General features: G+C 44.4%; 13 protein-coding genes. 10 read left to right on the forward strand and 3 right to left on the reverse strand.

Annotation, left to right across the window (positions count from 1 at the left end; translation table 11 throughout):
- Positions 1-471: 471 nt before the first annotated feature.
- The 6 genes from ACHZA1_RS13865 to ACHZA1_RS13890 all read left to right on the forward strand — a co-directional run bounded on the left by ACHZA1_RS13865 (position 472) and on the right by ACHZA1_RS13890 (position 6,415).
- Positions 472-1,419: a carboxypeptidase-like regulatory domain-containing protein gene (locus ACHZA1_RS13865; protein ID WP_320052457.1), complete on the forward strand. Its 948-nt coding sequence runs from the start codon at positions 472-474 to the stop codon at positions 1,417-1,419.
- A gap of 247 nt (positions 1,420-1,666) precedes the next feature.
- Positions 1,667-2,428 (forward strand): hypothetical protein, encoded by a 762-nt coding sequence (locus ACHZA1_RS13870; RefSeq protein WP_320052458.1) that lies wholly within the window; start codon positions 1,667-1,669, stop codon positions 2,426-2,428.
- Between the two features lie 182 nt (positions 2,429-2,610).
- Positions 2,611-3,174, forward strand: a complete 564-nt coding sequence (locus ACHZA1_RS13875; protein WP_320052459.1) for a hypothetical protein — start codon at positions 2,611-2,613, stop codon at positions 3,172-3,174.
- Between the two features lie 362 nt (positions 3,175-3,536).
- Positions 3,537-4,379: a thioredoxin family protein gene (locus tag ACHZA1_RS13880; RefSeq protein ID WP_320052460.1), complete on the forward strand. Its 843-nt coding sequence runs from the start codon at positions 3,537-3,539 to the stop codon at positions 4,377-4,379.
- A 127-nt stretch (positions 4,380-4,506) separates the two neighbouring features.
- Complete coding sequence (locus tag ACHZA1_RS13885; RefSeq protein ID WP_320052461.1) at positions 4,507-5,241, forward strand: hypothetical protein; 735 nt, start codon at positions 4,507-4,509, stop codon at positions 5,239-5,241.
- Between the two features lie 301 nt (positions 5,242-5,542).
- Positions 5,543-6,415 carry a hypothetical protein gene (locus tag ACHZA1_RS13890; protein WP_320052462.1) on the forward strand — a complete coding sequence of 291 codons (873 nt, stop codon included), beginning with the start codon at positions 5,543-5,545 and terminating at the stop codon, positions 6,413-6,415.
- A 655-nt stretch (positions 6,416-7,070) separates the two neighbouring features.
- Here ACHZA1_RS13890 and ACHZA1_RS13895 read toward each other — a convergent pair.
- The gene (locus tag ACHZA1_RS13895; RefSeq protein ID WP_320052463.1) at positions 7,071-8,075 is read right to left on the reverse strand and encodes an NADP-dependent oxidoreductase; all 1,005 of its coding nucleotides are present in this window, start codon (positions 8,073-8,075) and stop codon (positions 7,071-7,073) included.
- Position 8,076: 1 nt separating this feature from the next.
- Complete coding sequence (locus ACHZA1_RS13900) at positions 8,077-8,880, reverse strand: SDR family NAD(P)-dependent oxidoreductase (protein ID WP_320052464.1); 804 nt, start codon at positions 8,878-8,880, stop codon at positions 8,077-8,079.
- Between the two features lie 93 nt (positions 8,881-8,973).
- Here ACHZA1_RS13900 and ACHZA1_RS13905 point away from each other — a divergent pair, with 93 nt between their 5' ends.
- The 4 genes from ACHZA1_RS13905 (at position 8,974) to ACHZA1_RS13920 (ending at position 13,886) form a co-directional block, all read left to right on the forward strand.
- A complete protein-coding gene (locus ACHZA1_RS13905; protein ID WP_320052465.1) occupies positions 8,974-9,408 on the forward strand; it encodes a helix-turn-helix domain-containing protein in 435 nt (144 codons plus the stop codon).
- A 746-nt stretch (positions 9,409-10,154) separates the two neighbouring features.
- Positions 10,155-11,393 carry an alpha/beta hydrolase-fold protein gene (locus ACHZA1_RS13910; RefSeq protein WP_320052466.1) on the forward strand — a complete coding sequence of 413 codons (1,239 nt, stop codon included), beginning with the start codon at positions 10,155-10,157 and terminating at the stop codon, positions 11,391-11,393.
- A gap of 399 nt (positions 11,394-11,792) precedes the next feature.
- Positions 11,793-12,836 carry a hypothetical protein gene (locus ACHZA1_RS13915; RefSeq protein ID WP_320052467.1) on the forward strand — a complete coding sequence of 348 codons (1,044 nt, stop codon included), beginning with the start codon at positions 11,793-11,795 and terminating at the stop codon, positions 12,834-12,836.
- 741 nt (positions 12,837-13,577) lie between these two features.
- Entirely contained in the window at positions 13,578-13,886 is a 309-nt protein-coding gene (locus ACHZA1_RS13920; protein WP_320052468.1) for a hypothetical protein, read from the forward strand.
- 267 nt (positions 13,887-14,153) lie between these two features.
- Here ACHZA1_RS13920 and ACHZA1_RS13925 read toward each other — a convergent pair whose 3' ends face one another.
- The gene (locus ACHZA1_RS13925) at positions 14,154-16,331 is read right to left on the reverse strand and encodes a PAS domain S-box protein (RefSeq protein WP_320052469.1); all 2,178 of its coding nucleotides are present in this window, start codon (positions 16,329-16,331) and stop codon (positions 14,154-14,156) included.
- Positions 16,332-16,389: the final 58 nt, after the last annotated feature.

Genomic DNA, 16,389 nt, shown 5'->3' on the forward strand with positions numbered 1-16,389 from the left:
TCGGGTACGCTACCTCCAGTTGGAACATAAGCTCGCCCTCCTTTGTTTTGGCGAGACCTCTGGCCGTATTCGGAGGCGGAAGGTATCGATTACCGGTAAGCTTTCCAAGAGGTGCCGGCGATGTTGACCTTCTAAAGCCCCTGCCGCTGCAGCCTAATCGGAGTGCAGGAAGTCACCTCTTTTAGCCGAGCAGGCGTCGCCTGAGTAAAGGAGGCAGAAGTCGAAACGTTCTTTTACTGGTTAACTAACCACTCGGCTAAGAGAGGGGATTTAGGGGTGAGTCGAAAATCGGTTTTCCATAAGCACCTCGTTTAAGAATGGTAGCCATTGGCTTGTCTCCCACGAGGTCCCCCCCTGTGTATATTGGGCATATTCCAATTTATTGGGGCAAATGCTTTGCGGTATGGGGCTAATTACCTACTTTTATGGTATAGGCATAACGATTAGGTATAAATAGCATAATTACAGGTTATGAGAGCTCGCGAAAAGCACTTCTACAGCCGGTACGAAAAGGTGACTCGGCTCCTGCAGCGGAGCCAGTCTGCTGCCGACATCCCGGCTTTCGCCCAGCACGTGGCCGAAATGGAAAACGTCTACCAGCAGCTCGCTCCGGCGGTTGCGCTGCTCAACAGCAAGGAGAGCAAGCTGCGCCTGCGCGTAAAGGCGGCGCATAGTGCGCTACAGGGTTTCCTGCACGGCCCCCTTATTTCGCTTAGGGAGATCTACAAGCGCAGGGGCGATGTTGTTACCGCCGAAAGCCTAACCATTTTTGCCTCGTACTACAAGCGTAAGGGGTGCGAAGCGCTGCTTTCCCTCTGCGATAGGGTGGTTAAGTTTGGCGCCGAGAACCTCGATGCGCTGGCAAGCTACAGTATCACCGTCGGCACGCTCGACGATCTGGCGGCACGGCAGCAGGTGCTCGCCGATGCCTGCGAAAGGCTGCTCGGGCACGAGCAAACGCGCAAGGAGGCGGCAGCTACGGTTGCACGGCTAACCGTGCAGGTGCACCGCCACCTGCAGCTCAGCGATCATCTCATGGAAATGGTACAGCCTAGCGAGCCAAAGCTCTACCAGAGCTACCGGCTGCTGCGTAGGGCACAGCCAGCCCATAAGCCCGCGCTGCTATGGCTCAGCATAACCGATGCCGCCACAAAAATGGCGGCAAGCTGTGCCTCAATTACCGTTGAGCAGCAGTCGAAGGACGTTGGTTCCCGATCGGGGCGCAAACTTCTAAAATTTGTACGAACAACCGGTGAAACGGGGAAGACCTACTTCCGGAAAATGTCCTACGGCATGTATACCATTACCGTAACCAAGCTGGGATACCTGCCCGTGACGCTTACGGTAGCCATTGCCGATAGCAAGCCCGTTAAGCTTACCGTGGAGCTGGTTGCCCTTCCTGCTGTTGAGGCATTATAGGCTACCCGTTGAGTTGCGGCTGCAATAGAGGGACGTTTACGGGTGGTGGAAAGCACGGAGCCATCCGCAGGCTACTTTTAACGTCTAACCGTGAATTTCACTTGGAAATATTTCCTGTAATGAATACCTTCCGCATGCTAATATGGCTGTTATCCTTGCCAATTTCGGTGGAGCGAGGTTCTGTCATATCCTGTTTTTGAAGGATGGCTGGTGCTGTCTTTGATAAGCTAACAAGAGTAATAAAAATATGATGTTTAGACCTAAAACAATTATTACAATCTTTAGTTTTTGTGTTCTTGTAGGTGTCCTTTTAGTCTTTTTATATAGTTTGACTGACCCTGATACAAGATTCCGACACAAAAGGACAGAACTTTATAACAAAAAATATGAGGCTACCTTGGATTCTTGCAAGAAATGGGGAGGAACATTTTCAGGGAATGTAGATGTAGAAAGAATTGCAAATACTGATTCAAACTTTACTTATTTAGCAATACTAGAGGATAGGTATAAAGCATTAGATGAATATTATTTGAGACCTTTCCTTTTTTGTGATATTTGTGGGGATTCAATATGGACTTTGGTTGATGCAGAAGATGATGCAAAGTTGGATTATTTGAAATCAAGATATGGTAAAAGGATTAGAACCTATGTAAGAATGCAAAGCCGTGAGTTAAATGAAAAGTACAGAATAGTTTACTACGATTCGATTTTAAGCAGGCTAACTAAGAATGCATTTAAGAGAAGAATGATACATAACAGCATCGAAGTTGGTGAATTTGACAAGACATTCCTCAAATCTCTTCCATTTAGGGTAAAGATTGATACATCAAATAAAGGCTGGTTTTCTTTTACAGAAACAAAGAGTAAGATCATGTTCAAGGCAACGCAAGAGTCGTATTATAATCCAAAGAAGTTTATGCTACCATCCATCTCTTTTTGCTACTATTTTGACTCTGAAAAAACAAATTTCCCATACAGTAAATATTTGTTTAAAAAGATAATACTTTAAGAGTCCAGCGTAGAATAAGCGCACAAGGTTTACCGTTAAGCATAGTTTAATCCAAACGCACTTGGCAAAGCCTCAGTTGGTTCTATCCTAACAGGCTACAGCCTGTTGAAATAGAGATGGCGAAGGCTCCTGCCTTCGCCAAACAAGGCAACTTTACATACTGCTAACCGTTAGCTGCTATTATGGAAAGACGATACGAAATAGCGAAAAACGAATACGAAACAGAAGACGATGACGGTAGACATCGTCTTGTTTATGCGTATTTTGGCCTTGCCATATACTTTGGGCAGTGTTTAGAAGAGACATTTTCAATTATGCTTTGTACAGACAGAATATTCAAGAAGAAAGTCAAGACCAATGCAGAAGTTAATGGAATAATTGACGCTATTGAAAACTCAAAAAAGACAATGGGTAATTTCATCAATGAAGTCAAACAAAGCTATAGTTTGACAACTTCGATTGTTGACCAACTTGACAATATACTTGATACAAGAAATTATTTGGCTCACAAATATTTTAAACTACATATTGCAAAATTTTATTCGACCATTGGACAACTTGAAATGATTAAATATTTCTGCGACTTCATTGACGAGTCAAAACAGTTGGACGAGAAATTGAAAGAATATTACACCGCATACACAGACAAACTTGGTTTGACCGAAGAACGAATTGAGCAACTAATGACTGAAATGAAAGAACACGAAATCAAAAGGACAAAAAATGATTTAAAAGAATTTGGTTAGCCCCCTAGTTCGCCGTAGCTTAAATTAAACGCAGAGGGCTCGGCGGAATTTGCAATTCCGTCGAACTTAAGTAGTGGTCTTCGACCGCCATTAAACGGCAAGCCTGCCCCCCTACATAAAAGCGCAGCCACCACGGCTGCGCTTTACTTTTTTGCAGCTGCTACTGGGCAAAGCCCAAGTTGCAGCCAAAAGTAGTGCGCTGGGCGTAGCTAAATTTTGCCTTTATATCTAGCGAGCCTTATGCGCAGGGGAAATCCACGCTATGTTTTAAGCGGTAGATGCTTGTGCCCAAAAAAAAAGGCCATAAGAGTATCATGAGCTTAAGAAAATATTACATTTAGGCGAATAATAATCTTAACATTATGAAAAAACATTACATTCTGGTTCTCGGTTTTCTTTTGGCATCAATTGGTGCAAATGCTCAGTGGCTATACAGCTACGAAGATGCGGTAAAGGTTGCAAAGGCATCCGGAAAGCTTATCCTAATTGATTTTTCAGCTACGTGGTGTGGTCCCTGTAAGGCAATGGAGTCCGATGTCTGGTCCGATCCTGCCGTTAAAGCACAAATGGGCAATGTGGTGATGGTTAAGGTCGATATTGATTCCGATCGTGAGACTGCATTGAGGTATAGCGTGCAGGCTGTGCCCAATATTGTAGTTGCAATGCCTAATGGCGACATCCTTGAGCAGGAAGTTGGATACCAGAACTCCTCCTTCGTGATCTCAATGCTGAAGAGCTATTCCTACAACCTAAAAGATGCGTATGAAATTCTCTTTAGTGGTGAAAAAGCAAGCGCAACCGACCTGCTAAAGCTAGGCGATGCCTACGCCGAGGCTGGCGTAAGTGGGGCCGAGGCCACCAAGCATCGGTTCTTTAATTATGCCGAAAAGACGTATAAAAAGGCATCAAAGCTGGCGGATAAGGCTTCGAACGTGCAGGTTGTCGAGCTATCAACAATTCGTACAATCGGCCTGAGTATTGATAGGGGAAAACCTCAAAAGGCGCTTGATGCATTGGCCAAGGAGGTAAAGGAGGCGACGCTTACCGAAGCGGGCAAACTCGAGTTCCTAGCTGTCAATATGCGGGCGTATGCTGCATTAAGCAAAAAGGACGAGGCAAAAAAGTACCTGCAGCAGCTGCAGCAAAATCCTAATGCCATGGCCTTACTCGAAAAGTATAAGAACGAGGTAAAATCGCTGAACTAGAAGCGCGAAAAGGAAGAACGCCTCACGCATTTTCTAGCCAGGCTTCGCAGAGCAGCACCTATTTAAGCTATCGACATGGCAGTTGCCTTGTCGATAGCTGTAAAAACCTAATAAGAAGGCTTACTTTATGGCAGAGTTAGAACTAAAAAAGCACATTAAGAAGATTGTTACAGTACTAAAGGCGTCCAACGATGGAGGATGGGGGAAAAAGGTTGGCTCCATTGCAACCGAGATCGGCATCATAGTTTTTTCGCTGATGCTTGCCAACATGCTGCACAACTACAGCCTGAAGCAGCATCAGGAGGAGGAGAACCGCCTGTTCCTACACGGGCTAAAGGAGGATATAAAGGCGGATATTGTATCGCTGAATGAAAACCTGCTTTTCTACCAAAGTGCAGATTCTGCATATTCCTACCTCAGCCATTTGCCCGACCGCTCTACGCTCGATACCGCTCGCCTATCTCAATCCCTAAGTACGCTTGAAATATCAAACTCATTTCGTTCGCACAGCAGCCGCTACGAAGGGTTTAAGTCTAGCGGCAAGCTGCTGCAAATAGAAGATCAGCAGCTGCTCAACGATATTCTGCTGCTGTATCAGGAAAAGATCGGCGATTTAAAGGTGTCGGAAGGCACCTGGTTGAATATACATGGGAAACTCATCAACTACCTTATGGAGGAAAGCAACCTTACGTTTGATAATCCCGACTACTCAACGGTCTACCAAATTTTTAAGCAACGGAAGATCTACAACTACAGCAGTGGCCTAATTCCATGGGCGCAGCTTCTGGAGCGGTACCGTGAGGTTCTGACGCTGGAGAAGCAGATCGTAAAGCGAATCGACCAGTGCTACCCGCCGGAATAGGGTAGGCGCCCTTGTTTGGTTGATGCTTTTGCCCATAGCCGTCAAGCTAAGCGGATGATAGAGTTGTATTTTTTGAAAGAAAAGGATAGAAATTAAGTGGCAGCGCATGATTGAAACTGCTTATCCTCCCGCTTAGGCGGGAGGTAGGGGTGGGTTAAGTACGCTAAGTAAATCAACATTACCCACCTAAACGTTATAGAGCCGCATTTTTCATTTCTCAACTCCCAATGTTTATAGCATAAGGTCGAAAGGGATTTAAATATTGCTACTTTAGGTGCAATTTTTAAATCCAGGGAATAGTATGATGAGTATAAGGGGATGTGTCGGCCTTATCTTAGGCGTTATCTGCAGCCTAAATGCTGCTGCAGGTGCTGGTCGCAGCACAGGTTTTTCTAATCAAAGTAGCACTGGTGCAAAGGAGGATTCTACCGTTGAGGAGAAGCCCACGCATGTTACCATTTCGGCAATGGGCGGGAGTAACCTTATCGAGAACGGTAAAAAGGCGGCTACGCAGCAGTACTACGTTATGCCAACCATTTCCTACTCCTTCGAAAGCGGAATATATGCCAACGTTTCGGCCAACTATGTGGGTGATGCCAGCAAGCAGTCGTTGGATAACATCGGATTTGGCGTTGGATACTCCCATACGTTTGGCGATCACTTCTCGGTAGACTTGGGCTACACCTACGAGCATTACTACACCACCGAACAGGTTACCTCATCGGCCGCCAATAGCGTGTCTTTTGCCACCAGCTGGAGCGGAAAGGTGCTAACGCCATCGGTGGGGGTAAGCTATGCCTTTGGCGATACCAAAGATATTACCACAAGCTTTGGCCTATCGCATAGCTTCGATTTCGAGGGGATATTTGGCAAGAAAGATGCGCTCTCGATTCCCATTTCGGCAACCGCATCTGCCGGCACCTCATCCTTCTACCAGGAGTACGCCAAGAAGCATCCCATAAAGAAGAAGGGGGGAAAGAATAGCGTATCGCCAACGGAAATAAATACGGCGTATGCGCTCAACTCGGTCTGCTTTGGGGTAGGCATTACCTATACGGTAAGCCATTTTTCTATAACCCCTGCCGCTAGCTACACCGTATCCACCAACGATCCTTCGAGCATCGACGTAAGTAAGGCTCCCGACATCACCTTAGCGGTGTCGTACTCGTTTTAGCAGCGGAGGTTTGGCGAATGATTAGCAACGAGGAGAACGCAAAGATAGGGGATGAATAAGCCTATCACTTCCTTCCTTGTTTTGTCGAGATTTATGTAGCAGTCTGATAACCGCCCCCCCCAAGAGGCAAGTCATTTACGATTTGCCTCTTGGGGGTGCCCGTATTACCACAGTTCGGCTATGGGCTCCTGCCTCAGTCGGTTCTATCCTAACAGGCTACAGCCTGTTGAAATAGAGATGACGAAGGCAGGAGCCTTCGCCAAACAAGGTTTCCTATATTAGTTCACTTAATAATGGCAGGCAAACGTCGTATTATCGAACAACCTTCTTCCGTAGACACCATGGCGCAGCCATACCAGACTGGCACGAATCCCTGTTTGAGCGAGGTCGCCTCCACCATGTTCCTCAATGCTGTAACGGGCTTAGGGCTATTACCACATTTGAGGTAGCGCCATTCCTCCGCGACTGAGCGAGTTAATTCGTGCCAAGGGTTTTTGGTCCTTTTTGCCCTACAAAAAGGACAGAAAAGAATAAAAGCTCGCGGCTAAAATCATAAGCAGCATTCAAGGCTTAGCTGAATTTTGTGCTTATATTTTTTAAAGCGATATCCCTGCTGCATTACCGAATCGTCAAACAAACCCCATCCGACTGACAGCTACTTGACCTTAATAACTACTTTCCCTTTTGCACGACTCGACTCGACATAAGCAATAGCATCATTTGTTTGTTCAAACGGAAAAACCTTATCTATCACGGGACGAATTTTTCCTGCTTCTATCAGTTTGGTGATTTCACTTAGTTGTTTCCCGTCTGCTCTCATAAAAAGAAAATTAAAATTGACATTCAGCTTCTTCGCTTTTTTCGTTGTACTCCTGCTCAGTAGTTTCATAAGCAATTTTAAATGCCAGGGTAAACCAATTTTCTCTGCAAATTCAGGCGTTGGTGGACCTGTAAGCGAAATAAGCTGACCGTTTGGTTTTAATATTCGTAATGACTTTTCAAGAATTTTTGCCTCATGATTGCTATGTAAAACAACATCGTAATCTTTCAGCTTTGTTTCAAAATCTTCTGTTCTATAATCAATCACAAGGTCAGCGCCAAGACTTTTTACCAATTGAATATTGGACGAACTTGTGGTTGTAGCCACGTATGCGCCTAAATGCTTTGCCAGCTGAATAGCAAAAGTTCCAACACCACCAGAGCCGGCTTGAATGAAAACCTTTTGGCCTTTCTGCAAATTCGCAATTTCAACAAGAGCCTGCCAAGATGTTAAGCCAACTAGTGGAATAGAAGATGCCTCCTCCATTGAAATATTTTTAGGCTTAAATGCCAAATCAATTTCATTGACTGCAATATATTCGGCAAACGTTCCTATACGATAATCGGCAGGGCGAGCGTAAACTTCATCACCAACTTTAAAATTGTTGACGGCCGAACCAACCTTGACAATAGTTCCTGCCATATCGTGTCCATTTACGAATGGCGTTTTGTATGGTAAAAACAATTTGAAGTCGCCATTTCTAATTCGTGAATCTAACAGGTTTACACCAGCACTATGAATTTGAACTAGTACCTCATCTTGCTTTAATGCTGGCTCGCTAACAGTTGTTAGATGAAGTTTCTCCTTTTTGCCGTAATTCTTTACAACGAATGCTTCCATTTTAGTTGCTTTTATAGTTGTTGATTTTTTTGATGACTGAACTCTCAAATGCTTTGTAGGCGAAAAGTTGGATTGCAAGAAATACCGAAGCACCTTTACCGACAGGGTGGCTGAATTTTGGATTTTTATTTTCCACCAATTTCATGATCGTATTTATTACAGGTGTTGGTTCGGGTGCATTCGTAAATAAGTCATTTGCAAAGGCGCTGACTTTATTTCGATAGCTATCGTAATCGTTTATTTTCGTCTCTGCTGTTACCGAACTGTGGAGCAAGTTGGTTTTAAAGCCCATCGGTTCAACCATTGCTACTTTGATATTAAACTCATTCAGCTCAAATCGGAGGGATTTAAAATATCCTTCCAAAGCGTGTTTTGACGCACCATAGTAGGAAGCATCTGGAACGTTAAGCAAGCCCATTATTGAGCCAACAGTAATAATTTTACCAAACCTTTGTTTTCTAAAATATGGTAACAACACGTTTGTAAGCTTAATGGTTCCCCAGAAATTAGTTTCAAATTGTTGTCTGCCTTGCTCAATAGTTGTTTCTTCGGCAAGCCCCGATAAATAGTAACCAGCATTATTTATCAGTAAATCAATTTGGCTAATGTGCTTAAACAGTTCTTTACCAAAATCTTTAACGGAATTGTCATCGGCAATATCCAAAGCCAGCATTTTAAATGGCAGCTGATGTTTTTCAGGATTTCTGCTTGTGCCGATAACCGTATGTCCCTGTTTACAAAGCTGAGTAGCCACCATCAAGCCAAATCCTGATGAAGCCCCAGTAACTAATATTGTTTGTTTCATTTTCTGCTTTTGAAATTAACCTGTAAATTTGCTCTTGTTTTGCAAGTGTAAATATAGTAATCACTTTTGAAATGCAAGTAATGTTTTGGAAAGATGAAAACAGTTAAGAAAAGGTCGGAGTGCCCCATAAGTTGCTCACTTGATATTTTTGGAGACAAGTGGTCTTTGCTCATTATTAGAGATATGATGTTTTTCCAGAAATCAACCTATGGCGACTTTTTGAAATCGGCAGAAGGTATTTCGACAAACATTTTAGCATCACGGCTTCAAAGTTTAGAAGAGAATAAGCTCATTGAAAAGTTAGAACATCCGGACAGTAAGGCAAAGGTTCTATATAAACTCACGCAAAAAGCAATAGACCTACTTCCGATAATTGTAGAAATTCATTTGTGGGCAGACAAAAATCTTGATATTTCGGCTGATATGAAAGCTATGATGAAAGAAGCCAAAAAAGATAAGAGCGAGTTTATAGAATCAATGGCCAAACAATTAAAAAAACAACTTGACGCCGGGAAAGGCAGCAGCTAGTACAGGTTTGCATGTGGTTGGGGATTATGGTGTTGAGGATGTGTTGCCGCGTTTGAATTTATTCTGCTAGCTATAGCCTACAATGATAGAGTTAATGAAGGCAAGAGCCCATAGTTGTCACGCTAAGCGGATGATAGAGTTATATTTTTTGAAAGAAAAGGATATAAATTAAGAGCCTGCGCATGATTGAAACTGTTTATCCCCTCCTTGGGAGGGGGAGGGGTGGGTTAAGAACGCTAAGTGAAGTAAAATGTTGATTTAAACGAGTAAACTCACCATCTGCCCTCCCACCTGAGCGAGAGGATAACGAGCCATGAATATGCATTTGAGTTTTGAGAGACGGCTATGGACAAGAGCCTTCTCCGAACGGGGGGCGAATATATTGGGCTTGAATAGGTCTATCACTTCCTTCCTCGTTTTGTCGTGATTTAATAGCAGTCTGATAACCGCAACCCCAAGAGGTAAATTGTAAGCGATTTGCCTCTTGGGGTTGTCTGTTTTTGCTGTTAACGGTAGCATAAGACAGCATTCTTCAAGTTCCGCCATTCGTTGTGCATTTCATTTATGCAATGGCGGTGTTTCCTACATCCGTTTTGCCGAGTCTCATTTCGGTTTCATCGAGGTTTACGTCCGATTCGTCGAGTTTAAAAATTAGGCATGGTGAGTTTATTATACCTTTGAGTAGCTGTAAATCTAAAACTAGTAAAATGAAAAGCTTACTTGACTAATCTTAATCCATAACCAATATGAAGAAGTTTGTTGCATGCTTTATTCTTTGCACCATCTTGTTGAATGGTGCCGCCCAAACCGATGGCAAAATTTCCATTGGATCAACCGAAAAGATTCACTCAACGATTTTGAATGAAGACCGAACCGTATGGGTGTACCTTCCAGGCAGCCTAGCTGGTGATGTGTCTTCCTCTACGAAGTATCCTGTGGTTTACCTGCTCGATGGCGAAACCCACTTTTACTCAGTTGTAGGTCTCATACAGCAGCTAAGCTCTGCCAATGGGAATACCGTTTTCCCCGAGATGATTGTGGTAGGAATTCGGAATACGGATAGGAGACGCGATTTTACGCCAACGCACGTAGCATCTCCCTTCTTTCCGTTGGTCGATAGCAGCTTTGCCAGCGTTTCGGGTGGAGGTAGTAGGTTTTTCTCCTTTGTCGAGAAGGAGCTAATACCTTATATCGAATCGAAGTACCCAACGCAGCCCTACAGGATGCTTATTGGGCATTCGCTGGGAGGCCTAGCGGTTATGGATGCCCTTTTAAACCATACCGAGCTGTTTAGCTCCTACGTGGCCATCGACCCAAGTGCCTGGTGGGATAGTGGGTGGGTTCTTCAGCAGGCCCCCAAGGTGCTGCCCCAAAAGTCGTTCGAGGGAAAGTCTCTATTCTTGGGAATTGCCAATACAATGCCTAGGGGAATGGATGTTGCAGCGGCAAAGAAGGACACCTCCCTTTTTACCAGCCATTTTAGGTGTGTTTTGAAGCTGGATACGCTGCTTAGGCAGAACCAGGCAAACCATCTGAAGTATGCTTCTAAGTACTACAGCGACGAAAGCCACACCACAGTTCCGCTGATAGCGGAGTACGATGCGCTGCACTCCATCTTCGATTACTATACGCTAAACCTTACCCCCGAAGACTTCATGACCTTTAGCGAAGAGACGCTGAAGCGGATTGAGAATCACTATGAGGTTATCTCCAAGAATCTAGGCTACACCATCTGCTTCCCCGAGATGATGGCTAGTGGTTTGGGATACGCTCTCTTGGGGCAGCGGAGGCTTAAGGAGAGCGAGCTGGTATTTAGTGCAAATGTTAGAAACTACCCCAACAGCTACAGCGTGCACGATGCTATGGGCGATTACTACTCGGTAACCGGCAAACTCGAAAAGGCAGTCGCTTGCTATACAAAAGCATTATCCATTAAAGAGCTTCCGACGATAAGAAAAAAGCTTGATGTGCTAACGAAAAAGTAGAGAACAGGGATGTGGGAAAGTTTCCCCTGCATAAGGGTGAGTCTTTTGCCTCACCCTTATCTATTTGAAAAGTTTCCGGTCTGCGTTGTTGGTTGGCCCTATTCAAAGTACAAATCCTACAATAGAACTTCATCTTTTGGGAACCGATTGGAGTTTCCATAAATGTCCTGTAGGCGTTTCGGGTTTCGATAAATGGAATCTGTGTAGATCGCATTAATCATGCTAGTGCAAATCTCGTTCGTCCCTGTGTCGCATCCCATTAATGGCGTAAACACTGAACTACTTTCCGAAAGCCCGAAAAAAACGCCATCTTTGCGCACCTTAATAGAAGGCTGAATCCCGATGCCCGCATGTGCGGTGCGCATCGGTAGTAGTATTATCACCAAAAAACCGAAGTGTATGAAAATTCTATTTTTTAGCGCGCTGCTATTACTGTCGGGCGCTGCTGTTGGCCAAATTGATGCTACGGATGCGGAAGATGTGCCAGCATACGCCTCCACCAGCGTAACGGTAAGCGTGTCGGCTATCGACTTTGCCGGGGCCAAGGCCAAGGTTAATCTGCTTATCGGCGAGCAGCACATTAAGGTGCTCCGTCAGGACGAGGGGCTGAAAAGCCTAACGGTGGAGGCTAACTTTAACAGCGATCAGTACCGTCAGTTCGAGCTGATGCTCGGCACCCTGGGCAAGGTGCTCTCCAAGGAGGTGAATGCCTCGAACGGCGAGGAGCGTATGCAGGAGTTTAAGCTCGAAGGGCAGCACCTGCAGCAGAAGAGGGAGTCGTGCGCCAAGATGATGGCCAAGGTGGATAGCACCTCCGAGAGCTTCCTTACGCTTTGGCAGGAGCTGAAGGGCATCGACGAGCAAATTTACGAGAACAGCAAGTCGCAGCTGGGGTTGAGCAAGAAAGGCGACGGCTACCTAGTTAACCTGTCGGTTAACGACGAGGTTACCACCCCCGACAACACCCGGATTGCCTTTGTGAACATGCCCGGCTTCCAGTACTCGTATCTTTTCATTGAGTCGCCCAAGCAGGGAGTGTCGTACGACCACTACCAGGGCTACTTCCTGAAGTACCTCTTTACCCGCGGCAAGAGTTTCGTGTACACCGGCGCCTACAAGAGCGTTGGTGCATCGCAGGATGACTTAACTGCCTATTCGGAGATGTTCTTGTTCGGATTTGGGCAGGATTTCTACACTCGTCACTTTGGCCGTGGCGATCGTCGCTTCTTAAACCTTTATTCGGGCTACAACCTGGGCTACGTGTACGCTACGGGAAAAGATTCCAAGTCGAACTTCTGCTACGTGGCGCCATCGGTGGGCGTGGAGCTCTTCAAGAACAAGTATGTCTTGGTGGATACCAAGGCCAGCTACTTTATCCCCTTCTCGCACAACAAGGAGCTGAGAGGTCTAAGCCTCGATGCTTCGTTCAACTTCATATTCTAGCGTACCGGCACAAATCTCGTTACAACAGTAATAAAATGAAGAAAGGTCCGGGCGCTACCGTAGCAGCTCGGACCTTTTTTTTGCTGTTGCCACAAGAGATCGGCAGCTTGTATGGTGGTGCTACGATAAAGAAATTGGCACAGCCTCCTAATTTGCCTTATTCGTTATATAATCTGCTCTTTTAGGCTCTATAACGTTTTATGTGGGTGATGTTCTCTTTTTTGCTCGCTATTCAACCGCGCCGCAGTTGTGATTATGCTGGATGCTGTTTCCCCGCATTGCATGCGGGGCTATTAGCATTCAATCCTTTCGGATTGTAGCTTACCCTCCATTGTGCGATAACGCTCCGTATTAGCATATAATCTATCTATCATCACTACGACTTGAAGCCCGTAAGGGCTTTAACTTTAATAGCCCCGAGTGAAACTCGGGGAATTAGGTTGGAAGATGGAAATAACCCCGAAAGGGTTGAATGGCTTCACTGGGAAGGAGGTAAAATCATCGATACTACCCACTCTATTCGTTATAGAACCTTCTTTTATGGGAAATTCCTATAGGGTTTTTCTTTAGTGAAACGTCGTTTATTTATATGTAACCTTTTTTTATTGGTACAATCGCTAGATTTGTTGAAATGGGTTCTGTTTGTATGTGCTTACTCTTTTATATTAAGTGAGTTGGGTGTGACAAAATTGTTGACCATGTTAGTAACTTACGAAATGTTTAATTAAGAATCTGTAAAATATGAAACGCTTACTTTTTGTTTTTATCATGCTTGTTTGCTGTATTGCCTGCAAGAAGGAGGACGATAATCTTGATAGGAAGACTGCTGTAGGTACCATAAAGGATGCCGGGAGTACCTACTACATGTATGGTACGCACATTCTAGCTACTGACGATGGAAAAACCTTGTATGCGCTAACGAGTAGCACGGTTGATCTGAAGGACTACAACAATACAAAAGTTGAGGTAACAGGAGTGTTAGTTAAAAATTACCCAATAGAGGATGTATCTGAGTTTTTGGACGTTAATTCTGTTAAAGTGTACAGGTAAAAGGACTTGTAAAGGAACGAGAATGATAGGTTAAGCCTAGGGTAGATTGCAATCTATAAGGTATTTATGGGATGTTAATTGATATGGTAAAAAAGCAACGTAATGTTACGTACCGAAAATTACTTAACCTGTTGCAGGTGCTGCTGCTACTTTTGTAGCCCTAATAAAGCAATCAAGGTTTTTAATAATTCCCTTTTTTTAATAATTCCCTTTTATAACCAACAGTCAAATAAGAAAAGCACCTCGTGAGAGATGCTTTTCTTTTTTCTAATTCTTTAGTTCGACGCTAACTGTAGTGCCACGGCCTAACGCGCTTTCTACAGAGATATGTCCACCATGCCTTTCAACAAAATGGTTGCAGATTAGTAGCCCAATTCCAGTACTTGTTTTACTCTCGGGGTTTCGGGGCTTCTTAGGATTAATTTCTAGGAGATGAGGAATGATGCTTGCGTCTATGCCAGTTCCATTATCGGAAACGGCAATTACAGTCGTATCGGCTTTTGTTTCGGCGCTTATGGTAACAACCCCGCCGTTATGGCTGTACTTTATGGAGTTGGATACCAGATTTCTGATTACCGTTTTTAGCATATTACGATCGGCAAATATCCGAATGTCCTCGCTTACCTCATTGGCAAGGGTTATTCCCTTGATTTGAGATGTTATGATGAGCTGCTTTTCGACATCGGAGCAAAGGCGTCGTAAGCTGAAGTAGGAGGGTTGGTAGTCGAAGCCCTCTATTACGCTTTTGGTCCACGACACTAGGTTGTCCAGCAGGTTTAGGCCTTCTTCTGCCAGGTAGGTAATGTCTTTTAGGTATTTGGCTGATTTTGTATCGTTCTGCTTTTCGACATGCAGCAGCAGGTTTTCGGATATTAGCTTGGTGGTTATAAAAGGGTTTTTCAGGTCGTGTCCAATAATGGAATAGAACTTATCCATATTATTCTTCACCTTTTTACTCTGAATGAGCTGGCTTTTCAGCTCGGCTTCCCTTTTCTTTCTTTTAGTAATATCGTTTAGCGTTGCGGTTAAGGAGGCGAAGGAGCCATCAGCACTTCTAACCCCCGAAATTAGTACCTCTACCCAAATGGTATTCCCATCTTTCCGGTATATCTCGGCGTCCTCGTGGTAGTAAGATGCTGTTCCTGATTTAAATTCGGCGAATCGGGCAATTGAGGCCTCTCTGTGCTCGGAAACAATAATATCGGGAATGTAGGTTCCAATTAACTCCAAGGGCTGGTATTGTAGGAGCGAGGCGAACTCCGAATTGGCATAGGTGATCTTCATCTCTTCGTTTAGCCGAACTATGCAAACCTTTGCCATTTCGATAATGGATTGCGGCATCTCTCCTTCGATGTCTAGCAGCATAAGCTCCCGCCTAAATCCGTTTACCCTCCGATGTTCAATGATAACGCTGGTGATTTCGTTATCGATTATAAGCGGAAGGAATGAGCGTTCGAATATCTCGTTGTTCTCGAAGAATATTTTAGATCTTAAATCTTGGAGGTTCTGCTTGAAGGCATCCCTGTACTCGGGGGCTTTGGGATGTGCGGATAGGTCAAACAGAATACCGCTGTTAGGCTTTTCTTTTTTATAGCCTTTTGATTCGAACCATTGAACGGCGAAGTCGTTGGCAAAGGTAACCTCAAGGTTTCTGTTGAGGATAAAAAGCGGATGTCTTAGGTTTTCGGCCAACACGTTGCACTGCTTTCGCAGGATGACGTGCTCGTTATCTTCAATATTCCGATCCGTGATATCAATACCAACGGTAAAGAAATGATCCTTGCCTCTTTTGGCCGTTGTTTGCGCATTCATCCAAAAGGCCAACCGGTCTTTCTCCTCAGTTAGAAGCCGGCTTTCGGAAATGGTGTATCCACCCTCTTTCTTCAGTTTTTTGAAATGCCTATTTATCCGTTTGGTTACATGATCGGGCATGAATTCATGAAACGATCGGCCAACCAACTCTTCTGACTCTAGGCCAATAAACCGTTTCAGCGACTTGTTGACGTAGCAGATTCTTCCATCCTCATCCCACTCTACAAGCATAAATGGGGCATTATCCATGATATGCGAAAGGAAGTTTGAAGAGGACGATTCTTTTTCTGTGATATCTTGTAGGGTAAATATGTAAGAGCCATGCTTCCCATATTTTCCATCGGTAGATTTTGCTTTAACCTCTACAACTGTCTTTTTAGCTCCGAGGTTAATCTCCAAATTGTCATTCCAAAGTTCTCCTGCAGCCATTGCTCGTTGCCAGCTGCGTATTTTTTCTTTTGGGATGGAGATATCTTTTGTGAAAAAAACGTCTCCAGCACGTAGAGGGTGCTGAAACTGGTTTAGCAGTGCGTTGGCTGTTTGATTTTGGTAAACAATCCGGTTTTGGCAAACAACGAGGATGCCTGAATCTACCATCTCAGCGATCTGCAGCATTATATCTTCGTTAAACATTGCTCTATACGGATTTAGTACGATTCGAATAGCTGCAAGTATATGAATTTATTTTCAT

Origin of the sequence: uncultured Acetobacteroides sp. (genome assembly GCF_963667355.2) — a bacterium.
In the GTDB taxonomy this organism is placed as follows: Bacteria; Bacteroidota; Bacteroidia; order Bacteroidales; family ZOR0009; genus Acetobacteroides.

Excerpts from the sequence above, each read along its gene's own strand:
- ACHZA1_RS13915 (WP_320052467.1), top strand. The coding sequence starts at position 11,793 with ATGAAAATTCTATTTTTTAGCGCGCTGCTATTACTGTCGGGCGCTGCT.
- ACHZA1_RS13865 (WP_320052457.1), top strand. The coding sequence starts at position 472 with ATGAGAGCTCGCGAAAAGCACTTCTACAGCCGGTACGAAAAGGTGACT.
- ACHZA1_RS13880 (WP_320052460.1), top strand. The coding sequence starts at position 3,537 with ATGAAAAAACATTACATTCTGGTTCTCGGTTTTCTTTTGGCATCAATT.
- ACHZA1_RS13875 (WP_320052459.1), top strand. The coding sequence starts at position 2,611 with ATGGAAAGACGATACGAAATAGCGAAAAACGAATACGAAACAGAAGAC.
- ACHZA1_RS13920 (WP_320052468.1), top strand. The coding sequence starts at position 13,578 with ATGAAACGCTTACTTTTTGTTTTTATCATGCTTGTTTGCTGTATTGCC.
- ACHZA1_RS13900 (WP_320052464.1), bottom strand. The coding sequence starts at position 8,880 with ATGAAACAAACAATATTAGTTACTGGGGCTTCATCAGGATTTGGCTTG.
- ACHZA1_RS13895 (WP_320052463.1), bottom strand. The coding sequence starts at position 8,075 with ATGGAAGCATTCGTTGTAAAGAATTACGGCAAAAAGGAGAAACTTCAT.
- ACHZA1_RS13870 (WP_320052458.1), top strand. The coding sequence starts at position 1,667 with ATGATGTTTAGACCTAAAACAATTATTACAATCTTTAGTTTTTGTGTT.
- ACHZA1_RS13885 (WP_320052461.1), top strand. The coding sequence starts at position 4,507 with ATGGCAGAGTTAGAACTAAAAAAGCACATTAAGAAGATTGTTACAGTA.
- ACHZA1_RS13910 (WP_320052466.1), top strand. The coding sequence starts at position 10,155 with ATGAAGAAGTTTGTTGCATGCTTTATTCTTTGCACCATCTTGTTGAAT.
- ACHZA1_RS13905 (WP_320052465.1), top strand. The coding sequence starts at position 8,974 with ATGAAAACAGTTAAGAAAAGGTCGGAGTGCCCCATAAGTTGCTCACTT.
- ACHZA1_RS13890 (WP_320052462.1), top strand. The coding sequence starts at position 5,543 with ATGATGAGTATAAGGGGATGTGTCGGCCTTATCTTAGGCGTTATCTGC.
- ACHZA1_RS13925 (WP_320052469.1), bottom strand. The coding sequence starts at position 16,331 with ATGTTTAACGAAGATATAATGCTGCAGATCGCTGAGATGGTAGATTCA.